This is a genomic window from Virgibacillus oceani (genome assembly GCF_041521345.1).
GTDB classification, from domain to species: Bacteria; Bacillota; Bacilli; order Bacillales; family Amphibacillaceae; genus Virgibacillus_N; species Virgibacillus_N oceani_A.
In genome coordinates, this window is the sequence record NZ_JBGOHB010000010.1 from 14,547 (window position 1) to 26,999 (window position 12,453).

13 protein-coding genes are annotated in these 12,453 nt (G+C 38.9%); 9 read left to right on the plus strand and 4 right to left on the minus strand.

Annotated features, from left to right (window positions below):
- Positions 1-70: 70 nt before the first annotated feature.
- Both ACDX78_RS09070 and ACDX78_RS09075 read right to left on the minus strand, forming a co-directional pair.
- The gene (locus tag ACDX78_RS09070) at positions 71-493 is read right to left on the minus strand and encodes a type II toxin-antitoxin system VapC family toxin (protein ID WP_486027171.1); all 423 of its coding nucleotides are present in this window, start codon (positions 491-493) and stop codon (positions 71-73) included.
- A gap of 119 nt (positions 494-612) precedes the next feature.
- Positions 613-750, minus strand: a complete 138-nt coding sequence (locus ACDX78_RS09075) for a hypothetical protein (RefSeq protein ID WP_486027172.1) — start codon at positions 748-750, stop codon at positions 613-615.
- A 196-nt stretch (positions 751-946) separates the two neighbouring features.
- Here ACDX78_RS09075 and ACDX78_RS09080 point away from each other — a divergent pair, with 196 nt between their 5' ends.
- The gene (locus tag ACDX78_RS09080; RefSeq protein WP_486027174.1) at positions 947-1,864 is read left to right on the plus strand and encodes a DMT family transporter; all 918 of its coding nucleotides are present in this window, start codon (positions 947-949) and stop codon (positions 1,862-1,864) included.
- A 110-nt stretch (positions 1,865-1,974) separates the two neighbouring features.
- Here the strand turns inward: ACDX78_RS09080 and ACDX78_RS09085 are convergent, their stop codons facing one another.
- Positions 1,975-2,292, minus strand: a complete 318-nt coding sequence (locus tag ACDX78_RS09085; RefSeq protein WP_486027176.1) for a hypothetical protein — start codon at positions 2,290-2,292, stop codon at positions 1,975-1,977.
- A gap of 244 nt (positions 2,293-2,536) precedes the next feature.
- Between ACDX78_RS09085 and ACDX78_RS09090 the strand changes: the two genes are divergently transcribed.
- The 6 genes from ACDX78_RS09090 to ACDX78_RS09115 all read left to right on the plus strand — a co-directional run bounded on the left by ACDX78_RS09090 (position 2,537) and on the right by ACDX78_RS09115 (position 9,910).
- Entirely contained in the window at positions 2,537-3,052 is a 516-nt protein-coding gene (locus ACDX78_RS09090; protein ID WP_486027178.1) for a YbaK/EbsC family protein, read from the plus strand.
- Between the two features lie 155 nt (positions 3,053-3,207).
- Positions 3,208-4,011 (plus strand): MBL fold metallo-hydrolase, encoded by an 804-nt coding sequence (locus tag ACDX78_RS09095; protein ID WP_486027179.1) that lies wholly within the window; start codon positions 3,208-3,210, stop codon positions 4,009-4,011.
- A 260-nt stretch (positions 4,012-4,271) separates the two neighbouring features.
- Positions 4,272-4,871, plus strand: coding sequence for a TetR/AcrR family transcriptional regulator (locus ACDX78_RS09100; RefSeq protein WP_486027181.1), 600 nt, complete (start codon positions 4,272-4,274; stop codon positions 4,869-4,871).
- 60 nt (positions 4,872-4,931) lie between these two features.
- The gene (locus ACDX78_RS09105; protein WP_486027183.1) at positions 4,932-6,227 is read left to right on the plus strand and encodes an MFS transporter; all 1,296 of its coding nucleotides are present in this window, start codon (positions 4,932-4,934) and stop codon (positions 6,225-6,227) included.
- A gap of 640 nt (positions 6,228-6,867) precedes the next feature.
- Positions 6,868-8,265 (plus strand): M20 family metallopeptidase, encoded by a 1,398-nt coding sequence (locus ACDX78_RS09110; protein ID WP_486027185.1) that lies wholly within the window; start codon positions 6,868-6,870, stop codon positions 8,263-8,265.
- 670 nt (positions 8,266-8,935) lie between these two features.
- Positions 8,936-9,910 (plus strand): N-acetylmuramoyl-L-alanine amidase, encoded by a 975-nt coding sequence (locus ACDX78_RS09115; protein ID WP_486027187.1) that lies wholly within the window; start codon positions 8,936-8,938, stop codon positions 9,908-9,910.
- 27 nt (positions 9,911-9,937) lie between these two features.
- Here ACDX78_RS09115 and ACDX78_RS09120 read toward each other — a convergent pair whose 3' ends face one another.
- Positions 9,938-10,081: a hypothetical protein gene (locus ACDX78_RS09120; RefSeq protein WP_486027188.1), complete on the minus strand. Its 144-nt coding sequence runs from the start codon at positions 10,079-10,081 to the stop codon at positions 9,938-9,940.
- 697 nt (positions 10,082-10,778) lie between these two features.
- Here ACDX78_RS09120 and ACDX78_RS09125 point away from each other — a divergent pair.
- Together ACDX78_RS09125 and ACDX78_RS09130 are read left to right on the plus strand one after the other, a co-directional pair.
- A complete protein-coding gene (locus ACDX78_RS09125) occupies positions 10,779-11,108 on the plus strand; it encodes a hypothetical protein (RefSeq protein ID WP_486027189.1) in 330 nt (109 codons plus the stop codon).
- Between the two features lie 550 nt (positions 11,109-11,658).
- Complete coding sequence (locus tag ACDX78_RS09130; RefSeq protein WP_486027191.1) at positions 11,659-12,447, plus strand: carbon-nitrogen family hydrolase; 789 nt, start codon at positions 11,659-11,661, stop codon at positions 12,445-12,447.
- Positions 12,448-12,453: the final 6 nt, after the last annotated feature.

Sequence of the window (12,453 nt, forward strand, 5' to 3'; positions counted from 1 at the left end):
CTTGATTATTATATGTGAATCTAAGATCAACTTGTCAATATCAAACCAAAATTCGAATAGCCAATTTTCATTAATATGGAACTACTACAAAATCCATAAGATAAAAATGATAATCAAACCCAAATACTTTGCTAATCCTTTCTTTTTTCATCATAGCCATACTGGTTGCATCAACATAAGAAAAACGCTGATCTGAAAAATCCTTCAATAGCTGTCCTCCCATTTCAAGTGCATCCCTATCCTCAATAAGAACATCCAATGCACCACTCGCTTTTGAACGATTGATGATGTCAAGAAAGTTATCTGCATATATAAACCCTTCACGATATCGTAACCAAGTATAAATTTCCGAGATGACATAACTTGAAGTAAATCGTTTCATGGATGAATCGAGGTTTTCCATAAAGGTGCGAGCTTTGTTGTGAAAGTGATCAGTCTCCATGACTAGAGCAATCCAAGCGCCTGTGTCTATAAATAATTTATTTCTTTTCATCTGTATGTCCATTTTCAGTTAAATAAATATCCTCATCATGTTTCGTGGATCCATTTTTCGAACCACTTTTTACCATACCGACAAGTTCAAGCAAGGGATCTTTCGGGTTGGTCTTGTTCCTAATTTAGATAATCGTCAATTGCTTCCCTAACAATTTCCGCTTCCTTTTTGTCTTTTAGGCCGGATAATTGTTTTACTTGCTTATTTTGCTCAGGTTCAAGGTAAATTTGTTTCCTGATCTTTCTTTCATTTTCCATAACGCATCACCTCATATACATTACATGATAATAAAGTTTTAAAACAACAATTATTTCTAAAGTGCTCACCCCTTATCTTATCCAAGTCTAGTTTTTTCTCGTTTTGCAGAAAATATGATAAACTAGCATACATTATATTCTACTGATACCGGATCATGAATCGATTCCACAGTTATGTCAGGTGGTGCTTTAAGATTTGAAGAAGAAAACTCGCAATATTTACCTAATCGTTATCTTTGTCATGCTTACATGGGGGATGAACGTATCTGCACTTAAGGTGATCGTGGAAAACTTTATGCCGATAACAATTACTTCCCTGCGAATTCTCACTGCTGGTTTGGTTGTATTTGTCATTTTGGCTTCCACCAGAATGGTGAGGTTGCCTAAAGGTAAGGAATGGTTTTATGTAGCTGGAGGTGCTGTATTCAGTGTAGTCCTGCACCACTATTTTTTAGCAAGCGGCCTTACGATGACAAGTGCGACCAATACTGGTTTGATTCTTGGGATGGGCCCAATTTTAACTGTGATTTTTGCCACGCTTATTTTAAAAAGAAAACCATCTACTCTCCAATTTACCGGTTTTATTCTAGGGTTCATTGGGATAAGTTTCACTGTTTTGGCCGGCAGCGGGGGCATTAATACAATAAACCTTGGGGATTTATATATATTATTGGCGATCCTTGCCCAGGCACTTAGTTTTATCGTCATCAAGCAGGCTGCAGAAACAATGGACCCAAGGCTGCTTACCGGCTACATGTTAATAATTGGCTCCATCGTTCTATTTTCAATCAGCCTGTGGAGAGAACCGAATGGTATAGCCTCTTTAAGTAATGTTGATTATACCGTGTGGCTTGTATTTCTATTTTCTGCTGTCATTGCAACTGGTGTCGGTCACATGGTTTACAACTATGCCATTAGTCAGTTGGGACCGGCGGAAACGTCTATATTTCTGAATTTAAATACGTTCTTCTCCCTTATTGGAGCAGCCATATTCTTAAATGAAGCTATTCTAATCTCGCATTTTATTGGACTTATTTTTATTGTTACCGGTGTAATCTTTGGTTCAGGGGGGCTGGAAGCATGGATGATTCAGCGCAGGAGAAAAAGACTATGAACCAGTCCCTGTGTTCACTTCCCTTATATTTTCGAAGTGTGTATTTTTATCCAGCTTGGCAATTAAAAAAAGCAGCTATCCGCTTAAAATTGCGGTTAGCTGTTTTTTCGTTAATTATGGTTCCCGCTATGAATCGTTTCCACTAACTCTGTTTCAACCTTCGTATGATCATGCTCATCGCAATAGTATACAACCGTTTTTATAACATGGGAAATATGACAAGTTCTTGTATGCCGGATTAAATTTTTCCAATACGAATACTCATGGGTGCCGACTTCTATGGTTTCGAAGCTCGTACTGTATTCGACCCAATTATGTTCGGCGCTGTCACCTTCTTTTTCAATTTCGGCAGCAGAGACATTGGTTAGCATTAAATTTGATAACAAAGATATTAAAATGACTAAACTAATAACGGTTTTTTTTCTCAAATTCATCCATCCTTTAATTGCTTTCTACTTATAATGTGGCTCGAAATACATGAATTATTCATATTTATTGGCGCATGCATTGTTAAAGCTCCCCAAAAAAGAAGTCAATATGGTCATATTAGTGCTGTCAGTTTGAACTGCAACCTCAGGTTTAATATGAGTTGCTAGGATATACCCTCTATTGCTTTACCATTTTAAAGCATGATATGATGCTTACTAAGATTTAAAAGGAAGGCTGATATACATGTCGATAGAAAGTGTAAAAGAACATTTTAAACAATGGGACCGGGAAGCTGATGTCATGGAATATGACAGCTCCAGTGCTACGGTACAGCAGGCTGCTGATACAATTGGCGTCGTGCCTGAACAGATAGCAAAAACACTATCCTTTAGAGGAAATGAAGAAAAAGCAATCCTTGTCGTTACTGCAGGAGATGCCAAAATTGATAATAAAAAATTCCGTCATACATTTGGAATTAAAGCACGGATGCTCTCTCCCGAAGAAGTGCTGGAACAAACAGGACATGCTGTTGGTGGTGTGTGCCCATTTGGATTGGAAAATGACTTGGATGTTTATCTCGACGTTTCCATGAAGAGATTTGAACAGGTTTTTCCCGCTTGTGGCAGTACAAATTCAGCCATTGAGTTAACTTGTGATGAGTTGTTTATGTATTCATTTGCAAAAGATTGGGTGGATGTCTGTAAAGGATGGCAAGATGAGAAATCCGAGGAACCTGCCGGTGCAAAGCATGTTACATAAACCGCTATCTTCTAATACGACGGCTTGACGACAACCCGGTTTTACGGGTTGTTTGGCTCCCTTCCATAAAGTGACGAATAGAAATGAAACTGCTATAGTAAGGGCAACATAAGTGAATCGCTACTCATTCACTTTTCTATTAGGGGGAAATAGCATTGCTTTTTCAAAAAAATATAGAGCACAGTACAAAAAATAATGTCCACATGGCAAACGGCACGGTCAAATTTCAAGCCGTTCGCATGAATGTTTACAGTTTTATTACCGATGGAATCGCTATCGATGCAGGACCAGCTACATTACAAAAAGCTTTAATCCCATTTTGGCAGAGTCATTCGATCGATGCCTTATACTGCACCCATATTCATGAAGATCACTCTGGAAGCGCCAGTTGGTTTCAGGAAGAGTTGAATGTACCTGTTTACATAAACGAAAAATCCATCCATGAAGCTAAAAGAAACGGCAAGTATCCATTATACCGCCAAATGTTCTGGGGAAAACGAAGTGCCTTTAACCCATCCCCTCTTCCGACACAATTTCGAACGCGAAACAGTGAGTGGATCAGCATTTTCACACCTGGGCATTCCTACGATCATATGGCCTTGCTAAACAAAACAACTGGGCAGCTATTTTCCGGCGACTTGTATGTACAAACGAAAACAAGGGTAGTGATGGAAGACGAATCCATTCCACAAATCATTCGATCCATTCAACATGTATTGACTTATGATTTTGACGAAGTGTTCTGCAGTCATGCGGGATACCTTAAAGATGGAAGGAAAAAACTTAAGGATAAACTGGAATATTTACAAGAGCTGAATGACAAAGTCCTTGACCTTTACCAACAAGGTCTATCTGCAGACGAGATTCATAAGCGCTTCTTTCCAAAAAAATATCCCATCACGACATTTTCATTTGGCCAGTGGAATTCCAAGCATATTATCAGTTCAATATTAAGATGAGGGACTCAGGCTGAAGCAGAGGAACTACTGTATCAGAGTCCCAAATCTTTTCGATGGGGCGAGGAACCGCTGTACCGCAGTCCCAATTCTTTTCGATGGGACGAGGAACCGCTGTACCGCAGTCCCAAAGAAGTGATTTGACCCTGCAAAAATTTCTTCGTCCCAAGTATAAGAAAAAAATCACTTTACATCCGAATAAATAATTGCTATTCTTTTACTAATGATTGATTAATCACTCATTGACAAAAGAGGTTTTATCCATGGCATTATCGGAAGAACAACGATTAAACATGATAAAAAGACGGGAAAACATTCTTCATAGTGCAATTAGCCTGTTTGCAGCAGAAGGTTATGAAGGCACAACTATTAAAAAAATAGCAGCGTCTGCTGAAGTGAGTTTCGGAAATGTCTTCACCTATTTTAAAGATAAACAGCAACTCTTCTACGCTAGTGTTGTCGAACCGCTGAGTAACTATTCTGAACAGATGCTCGATTTTAATGCTGAGGCGGAAGATCCCATTGCTGAATTAAAAAAGACAATTACAAAACACATTACACTATTTTCCGCAGCACAAGATTTTTTGACACTCGTTGTCATGGTCGTCGGTCAACCGCATCGTTTTCCTGAACCATTCGAACAACTCGATCAATTTCACGATCAATTAAGGGAAAAAATCAGCAGACTTATCATAAACGGACAGCAAAAAGGTTTACTTATGAAGCAAGAGTCATTGCCTTTGGCTACGGTTTATACAAGTCTATTGATTGGATTGCGTTTAAATTCTACAGACGCCAGGTACAGTGATATGTGGGAGAAATTTAATTCATCTGTACTTCAACTTTTTGGACCTATAAATTAATAGGTCCATTCTTTTGATATACTAACGATTGATTAATCAATCATTAATAAGGAGGATCATATGGAATTATTTCGTTTTCATCCGGTAATACGAATTCGTTTGTTTCTGCAATTTTTGACCACCATAGGAACAATGTCCGTCATCCCATTTTTAATCATCTTTTTCTCCGATCAGCTGGGGACTTTTATAACTGGTTTTTTATTTCTTGGTGTGATGTTTGCAAACGTTATTGGTTCAGTAATAGGCGGATTTATTTCTGACCGAATCGGACGAAAAAGCGTGATTTTGCTAAGCGAATCCATTGTTTGCCTTGGATTTTTAGGAGCTGCTTTCGTTAACTCACCTTGGTATACACTGCCTTTCATTACCTTTGTTCTGTTTGTTTTCATTCAGTTTGCTACCGGAGCAGCCACCCCTGTTTATCAAGCATTGATTATTGATGTTAGCCAACCGGAAAACAGAAAAATAATTTATACATATTCTTACTGGCTAAGAAATATGGCTGCTGCGATTGGTAGTATGATCGGTGCGTTCCTGTTTTTTGACTACCATTTTCAACTCTTTATTGGTGTCACTATTTGCACACTCGTTTCGCTAACCATTACTTTTTTCTTTATTAAGGAAACGTACATTCCAGATCGGGGAAAACCCGCTTTAACTGGAAGTAAACAGAACAGGAAACAATTAAGCCAACTATGGCAAACATACAAGAGAATACTTACCCACCGGTTCTTTCTCATACTGACAATTGCTACATTGCTCCTCGTATCCGTGGAAGAACAACTGACCAACTATATCGGAGTTCGCCTAGTTGAAGCGATTAACGAACCAGTTCAGCTCTTATCCTTTCTCTCGCTACAGGTGGACGGCATAAATCTTGTCGGTATGTTAAAAACGACCAATACACTTATCGTTGTTTTTAGTACCATGATCATTACCTGGCTGTTGAGACGTTGTAATGAGCGTTTTGTTTTGTTAGCCGGAATGTGTCTCTTTTTTATTGGTTATACCGTGATTAGTTACAGTATCTTACCATTTTTACTAATGATAGCAATGGTTGTGGCGTCCATAGGTGAAATTATGTATGCTCCTATTCTGCAAACAATACTGGCAAATAGCGTACCTGATAACAGACGCAGCTCGTATATGGGGATGTATACAGTTGCTACCATTCTTGGGGTTAGTACAGCAGGTGTTTTTCTCATTATTTCCAGCTGGCTGCCGGCAATCGCAATGACCTTGATTATTGGATTAATGGGGATAGTAAGCACAGGATTAATTTGGCGATTGACTTTGAAAAAAGATTATGCAGAAAAGAAGATTGAAGACCTGAAACTCCCATCCGTGAATGAGTAAACATGAAACACGGGGACGGTTCTTTAAGGGGACAATCGGTAGTTTTGCGTCAAAAAAGTAAGTACAACTAGCGGATTCTAACTGCTTGTTGTACTTTTTTCTAGTTATATGCAATTTCTTACCAGCAAAATTTTTGATTGCCCAAGAAGAATAAAGTCACGTCCTGGGTATAAATTCTAATTTTAGCTGATTCATCATAAAATGTTCATAAAATTAATATCAGGATGTTTTGATCTGTGCCGAATAATAGAATTTCAATCTTTTCCTTAATTTAAAGGGTTTTTAAGCATTCCATATCATTATTAGACTCTATGTTGGCCGTGATTTCATTGGTTTTAGATTTTTGAGTTTTGCTTAGCGCAACGATTTCGTTTTTCTTTTGTTGCAGTATAATAGCAGGATCTCCCTGTATTTTAATTCGATGATGTATATGATAAACTTAGTTTATCGACCTCCCTCCCCTTTCCTGGTTTAACCAGACTTATGAGAGCTTTGATTTAAGCAGAAGGCATTTTTTATCAAACTGGGAAACTTCATTAAAATCGAGATAAAAGAAAATGATTCATTTACTTATTTCAAAATTCAGTCTCCTTAAAAATGGAGAACCGTCCCTATGTTTCAGCGTGAGGAGTGGTTATGTATGTATCATTCAAAGAGAATTGATGAAATGATCGAGGATAAGCGGGATAAGTTTATTGCGATTAGTGAAAGAATCTGGGAGTTTGCAGAAAAAAGCTATGAGGAGGCTGAATCTGCAGATCTTCTATGTAGGAGTCTGGAAGAAGAAGGTTTTTCAGTCGAGCGGGGGGTGGCAGACATCCCTACTGCCTTTATCGGTTCCTATGGAAGCGGGAAACCGATCGTTGCCATTTTAGGAGAATACGATGCGCTGGCCGGTCTCAGCCAGGAAGCCGGTTTTGCTGAACATAAGCCTATCGTTAAAAATGGAAATGGACATGGCTGCGGACATAATTTGCTTGGTACAGGTGCGTTCGCTGCTGCTGTAGCAGTCAAAGATTTCATGAAAGAAAACAATATACCGGGAACGGTACGTTTTTATGGTTGTCCTGCAGAAGAAAATGGAGACGGCAAAGCATATATGGTGCGTGACGGTCTGTTTGATGATGTCGATTTTTCACTCACTTGGCATCCAGCCCCAGCCAATGCAGTAAGTGCCATGAACGCGCTTGCCACCTATCAGGTTTATTTTCGCTTTAAAGGGCGATCCGCTCACGCAGCTGCAGCACCGCATCTTGGCAGAAGTGCGCTTGATGCTGTTGAACTGATGAATACCGGCGTCAATTATTTACGCGAACATATCATACCCCAGGCAAGAGTACATTATGCCGTAACCAATACAGGGGGCTATTCACCAAACGTTGTCCAGTCAGATGCAGAAGTACTTTATTTAATCCGTGCTCCCAAAGTGGATGAAGTTGAAAAAATATATCAGCGTATAATCAAAATTGCTGAAGGTGCTGCGCTCATGACGGAAACAGAAATGGAGCTAGAATTTGACAGCGGAACATCAGACTTAATCAAAAATAGAACCATTGATCATGTCATGCTGGATAATTATCAAAAACTTGGAACGCCTGAATTTACCGAAGAAGAAATGAAATTTGCTGAAAAAATTCAGGAAACATTAAGTGCAGAAGAACTTAATAGCATGTGGCATAAAAGTATGAAGGATCAGGTGTTATCCGATACAATTTTACCATTAATCGATGAGGAAGCTTTCGCCTCTACAGACGTTGCGGATGTGAGCAATGTTACACCTACTAGCCAAGCTCATGCAGTAACGATGGCTAACGGCACCTCTCTTCATACTTGGCAAGTAGTAGCTCAAGGCGGTTCTTCTATCGGTCAAAAAGGAATGCTGCATGCAGGTAAAGTAATCGCAGCCACAGCAGTGGAGGTCATGCAGGATCAAGAACTGATTGAAAAAGCAAAACAGGAATTAAATGAAAAGCTCGGCGGCAAAAGTTATGTGTCTCCCATTCCGGAAGAAGTTGTGCCACCGGTGAAAAGAAAATGAAACACCAGGACGGTTCTTTGTTTCAAACTTTACAGCGCTAAACGAACTTCGGTGAACTAACTTAGGTAATACAGAAAAAATATGGCAAATATATATACATCATTAGAGGCTGTCCACATGTCGGGGACAGCCTTTTAACACGTATTTTTTATCCTTTCAGCCATTTCCCCCATCTAAACAAACAGCTTCTTCCCGGTACTTTAAGGGAGAAATCAGAATAGCTTCTATATTCATCTATTTGTTCTTTTTTCTCATTTTCTGCGAAATCATACGAATTTTTCATTTTCCCTTCTATATTATATTCTAGAAGATTTTCAAGTTCCATAGGGTTTATAGAAGCTTTCTATGTGACATTTCTTGCGGTATTTAACTTCATTACGGTCGATAGAAGCTCTCTATGTGACATTTCTTGCGGTATTTAACTTCATTATGGTCGATAGAGGCTCTCTATGTGACATTTCTTGCGCTATTCACGTTTATTAGGGCTGATAGAAGCCTTCTATGTAACCTTTCATGCGGTATTCAAATTCATTAAGGCTTTTAGAAGCTTGCTATATGACCTTTCAAGTAATTTTTTAAAATATTTCAGAGTTTTAAATGTTCATGTATATTTTCTATTAAACCTGGCAAGCCTTGTATACTAACAATCTAGTTTTGGGAGAGTGTGAATATGAAAATATTAAAAATAATTGCCGTATTTGCTGGTATATTTATCGTTTTGTCTATTCCCCCTGCGGCACTGCATGCAGACAGCGGGGATATGTTTATAGTAGGTACTGAATCACTGGAAATGAAAGATGCACCGAAACAGGACAGCAATACGATTGGTTACCTGGATAGAGGGAGTAAAATTACTATTTTTGAAGAAAAAAACGGCTGGGGAAAATCTTTTTTTAATGGAGAAGAGATTTGGGTAGGGCTGCACTTCCTTTTCTCCGTTGAAAAACAAGAGAATGAAAGTGATGAAACAGAAGATACGAAACTATCAAAATCTACCACTTTCATAGATGAAAATGGAAATACTATTTCAACAGAATTGAAGCATGTGGAAGAAGAAAGACTTATGTCAGGATCTACTGAAATTGCGGGTCTCGACATTGGAAAATCTTTGTCCGACTATCATTTTATTATCGATGCTGGACATGGCGGTATAGATGCAGGCGCGATTGGATTGGATAACGTCAAAGAAAAAGACCTGAACCTTTCTACCACCGACACCATTGCTGCTAGACTGGAAGACGAGGGTGCTGCTGTTTCCCTTACCCGGGAAGATGATTCCTATGTTTCATTGGATGAACGAGTGCACATCAGCAACGCTAGTAATGCCAATGTTTTTATCAGCATTCACTATAATGCCAATGAAGACCCATCAGCAAAAGGACTTACAACTTATTACAGTTCTGATATAGCAAAAGAACTCGCTGAAACTGTCCAGTCATCCATCCAGGAAAAAGTTGACCTTGTGGACAGGGGAGCTAAACAAAATGGTTATCATGTGCTGCATCATAATAACAAACCGGCTATCCTGCTTGAACTCGGATTTGTAACAAATGTGCGGGATCTGGAAGTCATAGAAACTTCCGGATATGAAGAAAAAGCAGCTGATGGCTTAATCGAAGGGCTGAAAAAATATTTTAATGAATAGCGTGTTACGGGGCAGGCTTGGGTCCCCTTATTTTTCCCTGCCCTTCCTCACCTTCTCTAACACCTCTTTTGTTGCTGTGGAGCATTTTTCAACATCAAACCACATATTAATTTTACTGCCTGGTGGAAGTATATTTACTGGCACAAACCACTCTTTTTGTAATTCTTCCATAAGCATGGCAGCCTGTCCCCATCCTCTATTCGATCAAATACACCAGTTAAAAGTGTTGTTTCCTTCATACTGGCTATTCAACATTAGTATCATTATACATGCCAAAACCTGCAACAGAAATAAATAATTCTTGTTCTTCTTCTCCGTGCTTATTGATGCCAGTATGACAGGGTTTCAGAAAAATTGCGCATCCCAAAAATGCTGAAAACACGGTTCAAAAATGGTATTTACATGCAGGAATATTAAATTATCAAACGCTGTCAATATTGAATTACATACTTTTTTTATCTGGCTTTGAGTGCCTGGTTCTGGTACGATTAATGGAAAACAACTAGACAGCCTTTTAGCTGTACTGTTTGCACAAGGAATAATTAACAGTCAAAAGAGCTGTTACCTTCACGCATAGAAAATGTTCAAAAGAAGATAGAAAAAACGGAACAAAAAATAGGATTACCGAACAGGAAGAAATACACCCAATAAAGCATCACTGAAAACCTGTTTAAAAGGCTTAAACGCACGAATCGTTTTCGATGAAAGGAAAATGAATTTTATTTAGAAGTGGCAAATCCTTTGTTGACTGCAGATGGTAAAAGAAACGTAAGAATGCGCTTTAAATTGCGTATCTGATAAATACTTCAGCGAAATAATAAATGTTGTCATGCCCAACATTACTGGCTTTACACCAAAAGAGAAGGCAATGGAAGAATATAACGTTTATTCCATTGAATTAAAACGAAAAAACGGAAAATATCGTGTTCATATTACGTATGATTCGGAAACAACCGGTTGCGAACTAAAATTCAAAGAAAAAATCACGTCTGACATTGTTGCTGGCATTGATGTCAACAACATTGACAGGGTAGCTGTTTCCATTGTGAGCAGACAAGGAAATCTTCTTGATTATAAATCATTTTATTATCATGAAATGGAACATGTTTCATCGAATAAAAGAAATAACATTTCTGGAGAATTGGCAAAGGAAATGATGGATTACATGCTTTCATGGAATGCTGGAGCCATTGTTTAAGAAGCTATAACATTAAAACAAGACCATGGTACCAACAAAAAATTCAATCGGTTGGTCCAAACATTCGCAAAAAATAAACTTAAAAAACAATAAAATCCCGTGCTTTGAGGAATGGGATGCAAGTGAAAGAGGTAAATCCAGCCTATACTTCCATTATAGGGCGATTTAAATATAGTAAAAAATATGGAATGTCTGTACATGAGGCACTTAACTGCCAAACAAAACCACCAATGGAAATTGTGGAACGTCGTCCATAAGACGTTAAAAATAACGAATCATGAATTACAACTGAAGGAGGTGTAGTCCTGGTACTAAAACCACTTGCAGCAGACTGACCAATGGAAGGAATGGTCTGCTGTGAGCATGCTGGCTCTAACAGAGCATCGTGGGTTGTCTTGAACAATAGGTTCATGACAGAGGGTTGTTAATCCCTCTCCTGACGAAACGACGTGAGAATCGTCGCAGAAGTCCTCTTACCTGGTTCGGGGCGAAAATATACTAAAAAAAACTAAAATGATAGTATTTATAGGTTTTAGTAACCAGAAATTCCATGAAATATGCTATTTTTCAAACGGAAATTATTCCCGCCAACCCGGAAGCAAATGAAGCACAAATCCTCAGGTGGACAGAAAAAACGGTTCAAACTGAGAATCCGGACACTATCGTGCTCCCAGAGCTCTGGAATTCTGGCTACGCGCTTGACTCACTAGCAGAAAAAGCGGACACAAATGGAGAAAGAACGAAAGCATTTTTAGGGGAGCTTGCCAAAAAGCATAGTATCAATATTATCGGCGGATCAGTTGGCAACAAAAAGAACGGCAAATTATTTAACAGCAGCTTCGTCTTTAACCGCGACGGTGAACTTGTTTATGAATACGATAAAATTCATCTCGTTCCCATGCTGAATGAACATCATTACCTGAATGGCGGGGAGCAAAAAACAGAGGTTTTTGAATTGGATGGCATCGAAATGGGTCTGATTACATGTTATGATCTCCGCTTTCCGGAATTAGCAAGGCAGCTGGCCCTAGAGGGAGCAAATGTGCTTCATATTGTGGCGCAATGGCCGAAAGCACGGAAAAATCACTGGCGGCATTTACAGCTGGCTCGCGCAATTGAAAACCAGCAATTCGTTATTTCTTGCAATACTGTTGGTTTCAGCGATGAAACAGAATTTGCCGGAAATTCCATGGTGATCGATCCATGGGGCAATGAATTAGCGTTAGGCGATCCTACGAAAAAGGAAACGATCACATCGGCAATTAACCTTTCCATTGTACCGAAAATAAGAGAAGATGTGCCGGTATTTTCCAGCAGGGTTCCAAAGTTTTATAACTAATACAAA

Coding starts and splice junctions, on each gene's coding strand:
- ACDX78_RS09105 (WP_486027183.1), top strand. CDS start 4,932: ATGGAATTATTTCGTTTTCATCCGGTAATACGAATTCGTTTGTTTCTG.
- ACDX78_RS09070 (WP_486027171.1), bottom strand. CDS start 493: ATGAAAAGAAATAAATTATTTATAGACACAGGCGCTTGGATTGCTCTA.
- ACDX78_RS09120 (WP_486027188.1), bottom strand. CDS start 10,081: ATGGAAGAATTACAAAAAGAGTGGTTTGTGCCAGTAAATATACTTCCA.
- ACDX78_RS09100 (WP_486027181.1), top strand. CDS start 4,272: ATGGCATTATCGGAAGAACAACGATTAAACATGATAAAAAGACGGGAA.
- ACDX78_RS09090 (WP_486027178.1), top strand. CDS start 2,537: ATGTCGATAGAAAGTGTAAAAGAACATTTTAAACAATGGGACCGGGAA.
- ACDX78_RS09110 (WP_486027185.1), top strand. CDS start 6,868: ATGTATCATTCAAAGAGAATTGATGAAATGATCGAGGATAAGCGGGAT.
- ACDX78_RS09075 (WP_486027172.1), bottom strand. CDS start 750: ATGGAAAATGAAAGAAAGATCAGGAAACAAATTTACCTTGAACCTGAG.
- ACDX78_RS09130 (WP_486027191.1), top strand. CDS start 11,659: ATGAAATATGCTATTTTTCAAACGGAAATTATTCCCGCCAACCCGGAA.
- ACDX78_RS09115 (WP_486027187.1), top strand. CDS start 8,936: ATGAAAATATTAAAAATAATTGCCGTATTTGCTGGTATATTTATCGTT.
- ACDX78_RS09125 (WP_486027189.1), top strand. CDS start 10,779: ATGGAAGAATATAACGTTTATTCCATTGAATTAAAACGAAAAAACGGA.